Here is a 15164-nt window from a genome sequence, read left to right on the forward strand (position 1 = left end):
GCGACTGACAGACTCAATTGTCAGCAAAAGTCGCGGATCACGCGGCTTTCGGTTTTGGCGGAAACTTCGGTGCGTGCAACCCCAACTGCATGCCTTCCTTGACCATGCCCATGATGTCTTCGTGGGCCAGGTCGAACAGGCGCTTGAGGTTCGGCAGGACAAAATAAAGTGGCTGCAGGATGTCGATGCGATACGGCGTGCGCATGGCTTCCAGTGGGTCGAAGGCCTGATGCTCGGGCTCGTCCGACAGCGAATAAACGGTTTCCTTCGGCGAGGACAGGATGCCGCCGCCATAGATGCGTTTGCCTTGCGGGGTGTCGACCAGGCCGAACTCGATGGTCATCCAGTACAGGCGCGCCAGGTACACGCGCTCTTCCTTGGTGGCCTGCAGGCCGAGCTTGCCGTAGGTATGGGTGAATTCAGCGAACCATGGGTTGGTCAGCAGCGGGCAGTGACCGAAGATCTCGTGGAAGATGTCCGGCTCTTGCAGGTAGTCCAGTTCTTCGCGGGTACGAATGAATGTAGCCACCGGAAACTGCTTGCTGGCGAGCAATTCGAAGAAGGTCTGGAAGGGGATCAGTGCCGGGACGCGGGCAACCTGCCAACCGGTGGTCTCACCGAGCACCTTGTTGATCTCGCCCAGTTGCGGAATGCGGTCATGGGGCAGACCGAGTTTTTCGATACCGTCCAGGTATTCCTGGCACGCGCGACCCTCGATCACTTTCAGCTGGCGGGTGATCAGCGTGTTCCACACCGCATGTTCTTCGGCGGGGTAGTCGATAAAACCTTGCGCATCGGGCTCGCGGGCCACGTATTGCGTCTGTTTCATACTGCTCTCCTGCTAGGGGAATTCGTTCTTGTTATGTCCAGCGATGGGGTCAGGATTACCCGAGAGTGGGGCGGGATGCAGCAGGTTGAACGCGTTCCTTGTAGGAACAATCGCCATATTTCGTAAAAAAATCGTTACGCTTTGGCCTGTATCTCGCATTTGCGGTGATTTTCAGGTTTGAAAAGGGCTGTGGCTGTCACATAATCTTGACAACTATCTGCGCGCCTCGACAGAAAAGTCAGGCGCTACCCCCTGTGGGAGCGAGCCTGCTCGCGAATGCGGTCTGTCTGACACATCTATGCTGAGTGTGCAGCCGCCTTCGCGAGCAGGCTCGCTCCCACAGGTCTGTGTTCAACCTTATTGCTGGTTTGTCGGGTCATTCATATGCGTATCAAAGTCCACTGCCAAAACCGCATCGGCATCCTGCGTGACATTCTCAATCTCTTGGTCGAGTACGGGATTAACGTTGCGCGCGGTGAGGTCGGCGGCGAGCATGGCAATGCGATCTACCTGCACTGCCCGAACCTGATCAACATTCAGTTCCAGGCGCTGCGGCCGAAGTTCGAAGCGATTGCCGGGGTGTTTGGGGTCAAGCGCGTCGGGTTGATGCCCAGTGAGCGTCGGCACATGGAGTTGAATGCGTTGCTTGGCGCGCTGGAATTTCCGGTGCTGTCGATCGACATGGGCGGCTCGATCGTTGCCGCCAACCGCGCGGCCGCGCAGTTGCTTGGGGTGCGCGTGGACGAGGTGCCGGGGATTCCGCTGTCGCGCTACGCCGAGGATTTCGACCTGCCGGAACTGGTACGCGCCAACAAATCGCGAATCAACGGCATGCGCGTCAAGGTCAAGGGCGACATCTTTCTCGCCGACATCGCGCCACTGCAATCGGAGCACGACGACAGCGAAGCCATGGCCGGTGCGGTGCTGACCCTGCACCGCGCCGACCGCGTCGGCGAGCGCATCTATAACGTGCGCAAACAGGAGCTGCGTGGCTTTGACAGTATCTTCCAGAGTTCGAAGGTGATGGCGGCGGTGGTGCGTGAGGCCCGGCGCATGGCGCCACTGGATGCGCCGCTGTTGATCGAAGGCGAAACCGGCACCGGCAAAGAATTGTTGGCGCGGGCCTGTCACCTCGCCAGTCCACGCGGGCAGTCGCCATTGATGGCGCTCAACTGCGCGGGGCTGCCGGAGTCGATGGCCGAGACCGAACTGTTCGGCTACGGCCCTGGCGCGTTCGAAGGCGCGCGCGCCGAAGGCAAACTCGGTCTGCTGGAACTGACGGCGGGCGGTACGCTGTTTCTTGATGGCGTCGGCGAAATGAGCCCGCGCTTGCAGGTGAAGCTGCTGCGCTTTCTGCAGGACGGCTGCTTCCGCCGGGTCGGCAGTGATGAAGAGGTGTATCTGGATGTGCGGGTGATCTGCGCCACTCAGGTCGACTTGTCCGAGCTGTGCGCGCGCGGCGAGTTTCGTCAGGATCTGTATCACCGCTTGAATGTGCTGTCGCTGCACATCCCGCCGCTGCGCGAATGCCTCGACGGTTTGACACCGCTGGTGGAACACTTCCTCGATCAGGCCAGTCGGCAGATCGGTTGCTCGCTGCCGAAACTGGCGCCGGCGGCGATGGAGCGTCTCAGTCACTACCACTGGCCGGGCAACGTGCGACAGCTGGAGAACGTGCTGTTTCAGGCGGTCTCGCTGTGTGATGGCGGCACGGTCAAGGCCGAGCATATTCGCTTGCCGGACTACGGCGTGCGTCAGCCGCTTGGCGATTTCTCGCTGGAAGGCGGGTTGGACGAGATCGTCGGACGCTTCGAGAAAGCGGTGCTGGAGCGGCTGTACTCCGAGCACCCGAGCAGTCGGCAACTGGGTAAGCGACTGGGGGTTTCGCATACCACCATCGCTAATAAGTTGCGTGAGTATGAGGTCGGTAAAGACTCTGAAGCTTGAGATCAAAAGATCGCAGCGTGCCGCAGCTCCTACAGGGGGAGGCATTTCAATGTAGGAGCTGCCGAAGGCTGCGATCTTTTGATCCTTTGCCGCCAAGCGGCATAACACCGCCGGTTTTTCGACTTCGATACATTTCCAATTGCCCCGTAAAACCCCGCAAGTCCTTTGTTTACCGGGCCGCAAGCCGCCAGAAAAAAGTTGGTCTGCAAATTGCTTATGGCTCAGCAGTACAGCGGTGGGCGGCAAACGTCCGGCATGCAGAGGAAAGAGTGTGGACAAGTACCTTTATGTGGCAATGACCGGCGCCAGTCAGAACGCACTGGCGCAAAAGGCCCATGCCAACAACCTGGCGAACATCTCCACCAATGGTTTTCAGCGCGACCTGGAGCAGGCGCGTTCGATGCCGGTGTTCGGTGACAGCTTTCCGGCGCGTGCGTTTGCCATGAGCGAACGGCCCGCCACCGACTTCACCGCCGGTTCGCTGGTGCAGACCGGCCGCGACCTCGACGTGGCTGTGACCGGCAACGGTTTTATTGCCGTGCAGAACCCCAACGGCGGCGAAAGCTACGTGCGCACCGGCAGCCTCAATATCGACGCCCTCGGCGTATTGCGCGCCGGCAACGGCATGCCGGTATTGGGCAACGGCGGTCCGATCGCCGTGCCGCCGGAGCAGCAGGTCGAAGTCGGTGAAGACGGCACCATCAGTATTCGTGCGATGGGCGAAGGCCCGCGCGTCATGGCGGAAGTCGACCGGATCAAACTGGTCAACCCGGACATCAAGAACCTCAACAAAGGCCTCGACGGCTCGATCTACACCAAGGACGGCCAGCCGGCGCCGGCCGATGCCAACGTCAAACTGGTGTCGGGTTTCCTTGAGTCGAGCAACGTCAATGCCGTGGAAGAAATGACCTCGGTGCTGGCCCTGGCCAAGCAGTTCGAGTTGCACGTCAAGATGATGAACACCGCCAAAGACGACGACCAGGCCATGGCTCGGGTCTTGCAGATCAGCTAATTATCAGAACGTCGCGCCGTAAAACAGGCGCACGAGGAGAATCGAATGCTTCCGGCTCTATGGGTTGCCAAAACCGGTCTGTCCGCCCAGGACACCAACCTGACCACCATTTCCAACAACCTGGCGAACGTCTCGACCACGGGTTTCAAACGTGACCGTGCCGAGTTCCAGGACCTGCTGTATCAGATCAAGCGTCAGCCAGGCGCCCAGTCGACCCAGGACAGCGAACTGCCGTCGGGTCTGCAACTGGGTACCGGTGTGCGCATCGTCGGTACCCAGAAAAACTTCACCGCCGGCAGCCTGCAAACCACCGAGCAGCCGCTGGACATGGCCATCGACGGTCGCGGTTTCTTCCAGATCCTGCAGCCGGACGGCACCACGTCCTACACCCGTGACGGTACTTTCCACCTCGACTCCAACGGCCAGATCGTCAACGCCAGCGGTTTCGCCCTGGAGCCGGCCATCGTCATCCCGAACAACGCGCAGAGCTTCACTGTCGGCACCGACGGCACCGTCTCGATCACCGTGCCAGGCAACCCGGCCGCTCAAGTGATCGGCAACCTGCAAACCGCCGACTTCATCAACCCGGCCGGTCTGCAGGCGGTGGGTAACAACCTGTTCCTGGAAACCGCTGCTTCCGGCGCGCCGCAAATCGGTACCCCGGGCCTGAACGGTTTCGGTACCACGCTGCAGAACACCCTGGAAGGTTCCAACGTCAGCACCGTTGAAGAGATGGTCAACATGATCACCACTCAGCGCGCCTACGAGATGAACTCCAAGGTGATCTCCACTGCCGACCAGATGCTCTCGTTCGTAACGCAGAATCTGTAATCAAGTCTATGGGGCGGCCTGAGGCCGCCAGCAACACCGTGAGGTAGGGTCATGAAACGCTTCGTATCTGTTCTGGCATTGGGTGGGGTCGTCTCGCTCGCGGGCTGCGTCGCACCGACGCCCAAGCCCAATGACCCTTACTACGCTCCGGTGTTGCCACGCACGCCATTGCCGGCGGCGGCCAACAACGGCTCGATCTATCAGGCCGGCTTCGAGCAGAACCTGTACAGCGACCGCAAGGCGTTCCGGGTTGGTGACATCATCACCATCACCCTGAACGAGAAGACTCAGGCGAGCAAGAACGCCAACTCCCAGGTGGCCAAGAACAGCAAGACCGGCATCGGCCTGACCTCGCTGTTCGGCGGCAGTGGCACTACCAACAACCCGTTGGGTGGCAATGACCTGAGCCTCGACGTCGGCTACAGCGGCGACCGTGCGACCAAGGGCGACAGCAAGGCCGCGCAGGGCAACACCCTGACCGGCTCGATCACCGTGACCGTGGCCGACGTGCTGCCCAACGGCATCATCGCCGTGCGCGGCGAGAAGTGGATGACCCTCAACACCGGCGACGAGCTGGTGCGGATCGCAGGTCTGGTGCGTGCCGATGACATCGCCACCGACAACACCGTGTCGTCGACCCGCGTCGCCGATGCGCGCATCACCTACTCGGGCACCGGTTCGTTTGCCGATGCGAGTCAGCCAGGCTGGTTCGACCGTTTCTTCCTCAGCCCGCTGTTCCCTTTCTAGGTGGCGACTTTGAATTTCAAGAGCCTCATGCTGGCGGCGGCCCTGTTGTCCGCTGCCTTTGGTGCCCACGCCGAGCGGCTGAAAGATATCGCCAGCATTTCCGGTGTGCGTTCCAACCAGTTGATCGGTTACGGCCTGGTGGTCGGGCTTAACGGCACCGGCGACCAGACGACGCAAACCCCGTTCACCCTGCAGACCTTCAACAACATGCTCTCGCAGTTCGGCATCAAGGTGCCGCCGGGATCGGGCAACGTGCAGTTGAAAAACGTTGCGGCGGTGTCGGTGAGTGCCGATCTGCCAGCGTTCGCCAAACCGGGTCAGCAGGTCGACATCACCGTGTCTTCGATCGGTAACTCCAAGAGCCTGCGCGGCGGCACCCTGTTGCTGACCCCGCTCAAAGGTATCGACGGCAACGTCTACGCCATCGCTCAGGGCAACCTGGTGGTCGGCGGTTTCGATGCCGAAGGGCGTGACGGTTCGAAGATCACCGTCAACGTTCCGTCGGCCGGTCGTATTCCGGGCGGTGCGTCGGTGGAGCGTTCGGTACCGAGCGGTTTCAACCAGGGCAACAGCCTGACGCTGAACCTCAACCGCTCCGACTTCACCACCGCCAAGCGCATCGTCGACAAGATCAACGACATGCTCGGCCCTGGCGTGGCGCAAGCCATCGACGGTGGCTCGATTCGTGTGACGGCACCGCTCGATCCGAGCCAGCGCGTCGACTATCTGTCGATTCTGGAAAACCTTGAAGTGGACCCGGGGCAGGCGGTGGCGAAAGTCATCATCAACTCGCGCACCGGCACCATCGTCATCGGCCAGAACGTGAAAGTCTCGCCGGCCGCCGTGACCCACGGCAGTCTGACCGTGACCATCACCGAAGACCCGATCGTCAGCCAGCCGGGTCCGTTGTCCAATGGGCAGACGGCCGTGGTGCCACGCTCGCGGGTCAATGCCCAGCAGGAAGCCAAACCGATGTTCAAGTTCGGCCCGGGCACCACCCTCGACGAGATCGTGCGGGCGGTGAACCAGGTGGGCGCGGCACCGGGTGACCTGATGGCCATTCTCGAAGCTCTGAAGCAGGCCGGCGCGTTGCAAGCCGACCTGATCGTGATCTGAGGACGGCGACCATGGATATGCGCAAAGGCAGTCTGGTGGGCACGGGCGATTCGGGTTCGTACTCCGACCTCAATCGTCTGAACCAGCTCAAGGTCGGCGACAAGAACAGCGATGCGAACATGCGCAAGGTGGCGCAGGAATTCGAATCGCTGTTCCTTGGCGAAATGCTCAAGTCGATGCGTTCGGCCACCGAGGCGTTGGGTAAAGACAACCCGATGAACACCCCGGCGGCCAAGCAATATCAGGAAATGTACGACCAGCAACTGGCGGTCTCGCTGTCCCGTGAGGGCGGGGGGATCGGTCTGGCCGACGTGCTGATGAAGCAGATGTCGAGGAACAAACCGCTGGCGCCAGGCGAGGCGGCGGCCGCGTCCGCCGCCAAGCAAGAGGCGGCGAAAGCGGCTGCGGTGCAGACGCCGATTGCCGCCGGCACGACCGCCACCCACGGGCCGTTATCGCGGCTCAATGGCGAGCGTCCGCTGTGGGCGTCGCGTTCCGGGCGTGTCGCCGCGACCGAAGCCTCGCACAGCAATGACATGGCCATGATCAACAAACGTCGTCTGGCCTTGCCGCCGAAACTGGCCGATCGTTTGCTCGCCGGTCTGGTGCCTTCCGCCACGCCGACCGCCGCCAATGCCTTGCCGCAACGTGCCGCAACGACGGCCACCACCGGCGCCGGTCCGCTGTACAACGGCGACTGGCTGGCCCGTGCCGAAGACGCCAAGGCGTCCGGCGGGCAGATGCAGATTTACGGCCGGGCGATGGCGCAGATTCCGCTGGCGCCGGCCAAGCGCGCGTTCAGCTCCGCTGACGAATTCGTCAACACCATGTTGCCGATGGCCAAAGAAGCCGCCGCGCGTATTGGCGTCGATCCGCGTTATCTGGTGGCGCAGGCCGCACTGGAAACCGGCTGGGGCAAATCGGTCATGCGTGCCCAGGATGGCAGCAGCAGCCACAACCTGTTCGGCATCAAGGCCAGCAGCAACTGGACCGGCGATTCGGCCCGGGCAATCACCAGCGAGTTCCGCAACGGGCAGATGGTCAAGGAGACGGCGCAGTTCCGTTCCTATGCCTCGTACAAGGACAGTTTCCACGATCTGGTGACTTTGCTGCAGACCAACAATCGCTATCAAGATGTCGTGAAGTCGGCCGATAACCCAGAACAGTTTGTACGCGAGTTGCAAAAGGCCGGTTACGCGACCGACCCGAACTACGCGACGAAGATTTCGCAGATTGCCAAGCAGATGAACAGTTTCGAAAACTACGCTGCGGCCGGCGTTTCAACGACGCCTCTATAAACACACGGTAAGGTTTGAATCATGAGTTTGCTCAATATCGGGATGTCGGGGTTGTCCGCGAGTTCTTCCTCTCTCGCGACCACAGGTAACAACATTGCCAACGTCGACACCGCCGGTTATTCACGCCAGCAAACCGTGCAGAGCACCAAGTCCTCGCAGCAGTTCGGCAACGTCTTCATCGGGACGGGGACGACCCTGGCCGACGTGCGCCGGGTCTACAACTCTTACCTCGAAAACCAGCTGCATACCGCCACCTCGCTCAATAGCGAAGCGGCTGCGTACGGTGCCCAGGCCACTGCACTGGATGCCTCGATGTCCGACACCAACACCGGCCTGACCGGTGTGCTGCAGAAATTCTTCACCTCGATGCAGGGCGTGGCGACCTCTGCCACGGACGACACTTCCCGTCAGTCGGTGCTGACCGGCGCGCAGGCGCTGACCAGCCGTTTCAATGCCCTGGCCAAACAGCTGAACGATCAGAACACCACGATCAACGGCAACCTTGCGGACATGACGTCGCAAGTGAACAAACTGGCCACCTCGATTGCTAATCTCAACCAGAAGATCGGCGAGATTTCCACTAGCGGCGGTCAGCCGAACGATCTGCTCGACAGCCGTAACGAAGCGGTGCGCCAGCTCTCCGAGCTGACCGGTGCGCAGGTCGTCGAGCGTGGCACCAGTTTTGATGTGTACATCGGCACCGGCCAGCCGCTGGTGATCGGCAACACCACCAACACCCTGAGCACCGTGCCGAGCAAGGATGATCCGACGCGCATGGCCATTCAGATGGACCGTGGCTCAAGCGTCATCGACATCACGTCGGCCATGAGCGGCGGCGAAATCGGTGGTCTGCTGACCTACCGCAAAGAAGTGCTCGATCCGTCGCTCAACGAGTTGGGCCGTGTCGCGCTGGTGGTGGCCGACCAAGTTAACAGTCAGCAGGCCCAAGGCATCGACAAGAACGGTGACTTCGGTGCAGCGATTTTCAACAACATCAACAGTGCCGCGCTGATCAGCCAGCGCAGCATCGCGCAGGCGGGCAATAGCGCCGGCTCGGGCAACCTCGATGTCACCATCAAGGACACCGGCAAGCTGACCACCAGCGATTACCAGGTGACCTTCACCAGCGCCACCAATTATTCGGTCAAGCGCTCCGATGGCACTGACATGGGCTCGTTCAGCACCACGACCACGCCACCGCCAGTGATCGACGGCTTCACCCTGGCCCTCAACGGCGGGGCACTGAGCGCGGGCGACACGTTCAAGGTGACGCCGACCCGTAACGCGGCGAGCTCGATTCAGACCGTATTGACCGATCCGAAGAAAGTCGCGGCGGCAGCGCCGTTGACCGGCGTGGCCAGTGCCAACAATTCCGGTACCTACACCCAGCCGACGCTGACCGACTCGATCGACATCTACAACCCTGCGTCGCAGACCGAGTTGCAAAATGCGCTCAAATATTCGACGCCGGTCAAGCTGGTGTTCGGTGCGGTCGCCAGTGGCAGCCAGTCGTACAACATGGTCGACGCCAAGGGCAACACCATCGGTTCGGGCACCATCGTGCCGGGGCAGGCCAACACCTTGAACCTCAAGGTCGGTATGGTCGACTCCACCGGCGCGCCGGTGATGGACACCACGGTCACGCCGAACGTGCAGAAGACCTTCACCGTACAGACCACCGTGGGCGCGACGCCGAAGTCCGGCGAAACCTTCACCATCAACCTGACCGGCGCGGCCTCTTCGGACAACCGCAACGCCCAGGCACTGGTTGGCCTGCAGACCAAACAGACCGTGGACACCGGCAGCGGCAGCAAAGGCATCAGCCTGACCGACGCTTACAACAAACTGGTGACCAACGTCGGTACCAAGGCTGCACAGAGCAAGTCCGACAATGACGCCACCTCGGTGATCCTCGATCAGGCCAAGGGCGCGCGTGATTCGCTGTCCCAGGTCAACCTCGATGAAGAGACCGGCAACCTGGTCAAGTATCAGCAGTACTACACAGCGTCTTCGCAGATCATCAAAGCTGCGCAGGAAACTTTCGCCACGCTGATCAACAGTCTTTAAGGAGTCGTAATTCATGCGCATTTCCACCGCCCAGTATTACGCGACGCAAGCTGCTCAATATCAGCGCAACTACAGCAAGACGGTCGCGACCGCCAACGAAGCGAGCAGCCTGCAGCGCATCAACACCGCTGCCGACGATCCGATCGGCGCCGGTCGTCTGCTCAAGCTGGGTCAGCAAAGTGCGATGCTCGACCAGTATCAGGGCAACATCGACACCACCAAGAGTGCGCTGACCGTGCAGGAGTCCACTCTGAACTCCATTACCACGGCTTTGCAGCGCGCCAAGGAAATCGGCCTGGCGGCCAACAACGGCATCGCCACCGACGACAACCGCAAGGCCTATGCGGCAGAGCTGAGCCAGATCCAGCAACAAGTGCTGGGCCTGATGAACTCCAAGGATGCCAACGGTAACTATCTGTTCTCCGGTTCCAAGACCGATACCGCGCCGTACTCGCAAAACGTCGACGGCACCTACACCTACAACGGCGACCAGACCCAGATCAACCTGGGCATTGGCGACGGCATGTCGGTCGCGACCAACACCACCGGTTGGGATGCGTTCCAGCAGACCATCAACACCAGCCGTACGCAGACCAACATGACCGCTCCGGCGGTGGATGACGGTCGTGTGGTGCTGTCCAACGGTACGGTTGGTACCGCGGCGACCTACAACGCCAAGTTCACGGCGGGCCAGCCATACACCGTGGATTTCATCAGCAGCACGCAGTTGAAAATCACCGATGCCCTGGGCAACGACGTGACGTCCGAGGCCAGTCAGAACGGTCTGATCAGCAACAGCAATGGTGCCAACCAGACGGTCAGCTTCCGTGGCGTCGACATGAAGTTGAACATCAACCTCAAGGCCGGCGACACCAACCCGGATGCGGTCATCGCCGGTCACAGCTTCCAGCTGTCGGCCACGCCTGACTCGTTTACCACCGCGCGCAGCCCGGGCAACCCGTCGACGGCGGTCATCACCGGCTCCAGCGTGACCAACCAGACGGCGTACAGCGCGGCCTTCCCGTCGGGCGGCGGCGCGGTGCTGAAGTTCACCAGCGCCACCGATTTCGACCTGTACGCGGCCCCTGTGACCGCCGACAGCAAGCCGGTGTCGTCGGGCACCATGGTCGGCGGCAACGCCACGGCCGCCGGTGTGACCTTCGCCATTGGCGGTACGCCGGGCGCGGGCGATCAGTTCTCGATCCAGTCCAACAACCACCAGCCCCAGAACGTGCTCGACACCCTGGGCCAGATGGTCACGGCGCTGAATCTGCCGGTCGACGGTGATCCGGTGGTCAAACAGCAATTTCAGGGGGCCATGGAGTCGGCGTTGAGCAACATCGACAGCGCCTCCAACCAGATTGGCGCCGCCGTGACGTCGATCGGTGCGCGCGGTCAGTCGCTGGATGACCAGGACACCACCAACCAGAGCCTGATCCAGGCCAACACCACGACTCAGGGTTCGATCCGTGATTCGGATCCGGCCGAGGTGATGACCCGCCTGACGTTGCAACAGACCATGCTGCAAGCCTCGCAACTGGCGTTCAGCAAGATCAGTCAGTTGGGTCTGTTCAACAAGATCTGACGTTGGACGGGCGCCTCGGTGCCCGTTTGTCTCGTCCCTCAGTTAATGTTTTTTTGCGGTTTCATGGGCTCGCTTTACCGAGCGGGCTCGTACCGCCTGTGAGCCCGCCGTGAATTCACTTCCTCTCGTCAGTCTGGTCATTCCCGCCTTCAATCCGCGCTTCTTCGAGCGGACGTTGAACAGTGCGGTGAGCCAGACTTATGGCCAACTCGAAATCATCGTTTGCGACGACAGTCGCGGCAGCGAGATTGAAGCCATCGTTGCGGCGGTAGTCGAGCAGTCCGGCGTCGCCGTGCGTTACGTGCGCAATCCGCGCACCCTGGGCATGGTCGGCAATCTCCAGGCCTGCCTGGAACAGGCGCAGGGCCAATTGGTCAAATTTCTGTGCGACGACGACCATCTCTATGCCGCCTGTGTTGAACAGCAAGCGCAGGAAATGGTGCGTGAGGAAGTCCGGCTGGTGCTGGCTCAGCGCCTGTTCTGGGACGCTGACGACATCATTCTTCCGGCACGTCTGGAAAACACTTCGCTGTCTCCGCTCAGTGGCTTGTTCAAGGGTGACGACCTGCTGGGTATCTTTGAAAAATTTCCGGTCAATGTGCTGGGTGGGTTCACCAATGCGCTGTTCCGCCGGGAAGATCTTGTCGAGTTGCTGCCGGCGTTGACTCAGGAAGGCCACTGTTTTGTGGCAACCCTGGATTTCGCGCTGTTCGTCTGTCTGATGCGGCGCGGCAATGTGGCGGTGTCCAACAATGTGCTGAGTGCCGAGCGTCTGTACCCGGAGCGCCTGAGCGCCCAGCAGTCGATGAAGGATGCGGTTGAAGTCGAGCGCGAGTGGATTCTGCAAATGCTCAAGGCGCGCAGCGGCGAATCTGCGCCTGCGCCGGGTTGGGTTCGCTACATCCCGCTGACCAAGGCTGATGAGACACCCCGGGTCTGGGAAGAGCTGCCTCTGAGCCGCACCCTGGGTACCAAGCAGAGTCGGCAGGAGTGGTGTGTCGGCATCGACAGTTGGAGTTTTGCCGAGCTTTACGCGCAATGGCTGGAGTGCCGGGTGCTCACCGAGGGGCAGCGCAAGTTGCTGCCGGAGACCCTGGCTGGCTGGTCGCATCAGCCGCGCATCGTCCCGATCGTCATCGATCGCGACGGCAGTCGCGACGGCGTCGAGCGCACGCTGGAGGCGCTTGCCGCACAGGATTATCTGCCGGAACTGATTCTGGTGCTGTCCGCTGCCTGTTCCGAGGCCGAGCTCGATGGTTGGGTGTTCCGCATGCCGTTGCAGGACGACGGACTGGAGCAGATCAATGCATTGTTACCGCAACTGGAAGGGGCCGACTGGTTCTACCTGCTGCAGGCCGGCGATCGTCCGGTGGTGTCGGCGTTGTTGATCATGGCCGAGCGCATCGCCCATTCTGCGGCGCTGACGTGTCTGTACAGCGATGAAGGCAGCCTGCGCAACGGCGAATCGGCGGAGCCTGCGTTCAAACCGGATTTCAACCTCGACCTGCTGCGCAGTTACCCGTACGTCGGGCGCGCGCTGGCGTTCAAGCGCGAACGCTTTCTGGCGCTGGGCGGATTCGCGGCGACGTTCGCCGAACTGGCCCCCCACGACGTGCTGTGGCGCATGGTCGAGAGTGATGGTACGCAGGTGGTCGGGCATGTCGCCGAAGTTCTGGTGCAATCGCCCTTCGATCTGTCCGCCTGGCTCGCCGCTCCGGCGGTCATCGAGCAGAATCCGCGTGTACTCGAGGCCCATCTGCAGCGCCTGGGCATTGCCCACGAAATCCGCCGTGGCAGTTCCGGGTTGCTCAATCGTGTCGACTATCGCCATGCCCGGCGTCCGCTGGTGTCGATCATTATTGTGACCAAGGACCAGACGGCTGCCTTGCAGCGCTGCGTCGAGACGCTGTTGGAGAAGACCGCTTACTCCGAGTACGAGTTGTTGCTGGTCGACAACGGCAGCGAAAGCACCGAAGCGCGGGCCTGGCTGGACGGTATGGCAGAGCTGGGCGGCGAGCGGATTCGTGTCCTGAACTACCCGCAGCAGGGCAACGCAGCGGCGCTGCATAATTTTGCGGTAGGGCAGGCGCGTGGTGAATACGTGCTGCTGCTCAATTCGTTTGCGGTAATCACCCAGGCCGACTGGCTCGACGAACTGCTCAATCATGCGCAGCGTCCGGAAGTCGGCGTGGTCGGCGCCAAGCTGTTCAATCCTGATGGGTGCGTGCTGCACGCGGGTCTGATTCTTGGTCTGCAAGGCGCAGTGGGTTTGCCGTTCTATGGTCAGTCGTTGCAGTCGGATGGTTACATGTTCCGGCTGCAAGCGGTCCATGACCTGAGTGCTGTCGGTGGCGATTGCCTGATGGTGCGCAAGGCGGTTTATGAATCTGTCGCCGGTCTCGATGAGCAAGCGCTGAAACAGGCGCTGAATGTTGTGGATCTGTGCCTGAGGATCGGTCAGGAAGGATACCTGGTGGTGTGGACCCCTTATGCCTTGCTGGCACTGGGCGCACGCCCCAGTGTTCAGGCGACGGCAGAAGAGGAGCAATTGCAGCTTCAGGAGCAGGAAACCTTCTACCAGCGCTGGTTGCCGCGCATTGCCCGTGATCCGGCCTTCAACGTCAATTTGTCGTTGCAGGGTGTCGGTGCGACGAGCTTCAGCCTGGAACCGGGCCTGCGTACCGGCTGGAGTGCATTTTCCCGGGCGCAGTTGCCGAACGTGCTTGCCGTGCCGATCAACGCCTCGGCCATCGGTCACTACCGCATGAGCCAGCCGCTGATTGAACTGGAAGCGGCCAACCGCGCTGAAGGGCGGATTTGCTATGGCCTGCCGTCGATCATTGATATCGAGCGTCAGTCCCCGGACGTGATTGTTCTGCAAGGGCGTTATTCGCAAAGTGCCATCGATGAAATTCCGCCGCTGAAGAAGTTCTGCCATGCCCGGCGCATTTTTGAACTCGATGATTATGTGATCGACGTTCCTCATCGCAATGCGCATATTCGCAACATGCCCAATAAACAGGAAATGGAGCGGATGGTACGCAGTGCGATCAGTCTGTGTGATCGGGTGGTGGTATCGACCCAGCCACTGGCCAATGCATTGTCGGACATGCACCACGACATTCGCGTCGTCCCCAACATGCTCGCGCGCAACTTGTGGACTGACTTGCGCAGCCAGCGCCGCACTTCGAAAAAACCACGGGTCGGCTGGGGCGGTGGCACCAGTCACCACGGCGACCTGGCGGTGATTGCCGATGTCGTGCGTGAGCTGGCCAATGAAGTCGACTGGGTGTTCTTCGGCATGTGCCCGGATGATCTGCGTCCGTACATGCATGAATTCCACGGGGTAATCCCGTTGGAAGTGTACCCGGCCAAACTGGCAAGCCTGAATCTCGATCTGGCGCTGGCACCACTGGAATTCCACATCTTCAACGACTGCAAGAGCAACCTGCGTCTGCTGGAGTACGGCGCCTGCGGTTACCCGGTGATCTGCACCGATACCGAGGCCTATCGCGGCTACCTGCCGTGCACCCGGGTCAAGACCAACAGCACCGATGAATGGCTGCAGGCGATCCGCATGCACCTGGCCGATCCCGATGCGAGCTATCGCATGGGCGATGAACTGCGAGAAATCGTATTGCGCGACTACGTACTGCGGGGCGACAACCTGCGCTATTGGGAAAACGGCTGGCTGGCGGATTGACCGGCACTGCTGAAAAAGGCGACTTTCGA

10 protein-coding genes are annotated in these 15164 nt (G+C 61.1%); 9 read left to right on the forward strand and 1 reads right to left on the reverse strand.

The annotated features are described in order from the left end of the window. Positions 1-37 precede the first annotated feature (37 nt). A complete protein-coding gene (gene phhA, locus ACYZUM_RS04275; RefSeq protein WP_108182019.1) occupies positions 38-829 on the reverse strand; it encodes a phenylalanine 4-monooxygenase in 792 nt (263 codons plus the stop codon). Between the two features lie 384 nt (positions 830-1213). Here phhA and ACYZUM_RS04280 point away from each other — a divergent pair, with 384 nt between their 5' ends. The 9 genes from ACYZUM_RS04280 (at position 1214) to ACYZUM_RS04320 (ending at position 15135) form a co-directional block, all read left to right on the forward strand. Continuing rightward, positions 1214-2776 carry a sigma-54-dependent transcriptional regulator gene (locus tag ACYZUM_RS04280; RefSeq protein WP_108182020.1) on the forward strand — a complete coding sequence of 521 codons (1563 nt, stop codon included), beginning with the start codon at positions 1214-1216 and terminating at the stop codon, positions 2774-2776. Between the two features lie 271 nt (positions 2777-3047). Further along, complete coding sequence (locus tag ACYZUM_RS04285; RefSeq protein ID WP_007965507.1) at positions 3048-3788, forward strand: flagellar basal body rod protein FlgF; 741 nt, start codon at positions 3048-3050, stop codon at positions 3786-3788. A 45-nt stretch (positions 3789-3833) separates the two neighbouring features. After that, a complete protein-coding gene (gene flgG, locus ACYZUM_RS04290; RefSeq protein WP_003222804.1) occupies positions 3834-4619 on the forward strand; it encodes a flagellar basal-body rod protein FlgG in 786 nt (261 codons plus the stop codon). A 51-nt stretch (positions 4620-4670) separates the two neighbouring features. After that, complete coding sequence (flgH, locus tag ACYZUM_RS04295) at positions 4671-5366, forward strand: flagellar basal body L-ring protein FlgH (RefSeq protein WP_007965503.1); 696 nt, start codon at positions 4671-4673, stop codon at positions 5364-5366. Between the two features lie 27 nt (positions 5367-5393). Beyond that, on the forward strand, positions 5394-6482 hold the full coding sequence (locus ACYZUM_RS04300; RefSeq protein ID WP_161794916.1) for a flagellar basal body P-ring protein FlgI: 1089 nt from the start codon (positions 5394-5396) through the stop codon (positions 6480-6482). Between the two features lie 11 nt (positions 6483-6493). Then, complete coding sequence (gene flgJ, locus ACYZUM_RS04305; RefSeq protein WP_108182021.1) at positions 6494-7780, forward strand: flagellar assembly peptidoglycan hydrolase FlgJ; 1287 nt, start codon at positions 6494-6496, stop codon at positions 7778-7780. Positions 7781-7801: 21 nt separating this feature from the next. Next, positions 7802-9847, forward strand: coding sequence for a flagellar hook-associated protein FlgK (flgK, locus tag ACYZUM_RS04310; protein ID WP_041073045.1), 2046 nt, complete (start codon positions 7802-7804; stop codon positions 9845-9847). 13 nt (positions 9848-9860) lie between these two features. Beyond that, the gene (locus ACYZUM_RS04315; protein WP_473061297.1) at positions 9861-11432 is read left to right on the forward strand and encodes a flagellar hook-associated protein 3; all 1572 of its coding nucleotides are present in this window, start codon (positions 9861-9863) and stop codon (positions 11430-11432) included. Between the two features lie 109 nt (positions 11433-11541). After that, entirely contained in the window at positions 11542-15135 is a 3594-nt protein-coding gene (locus ACYZUM_RS04320) for a glycosyltransferase (RefSeq protein ID WP_108182023.1), read from the forward strand. The last annotated feature ends 29 nt before the right edge of the window (positions 15136-15164 follow it).

It is taken from the genome of Pseudomonas sp. m6p, assembly GCF_055760375.1.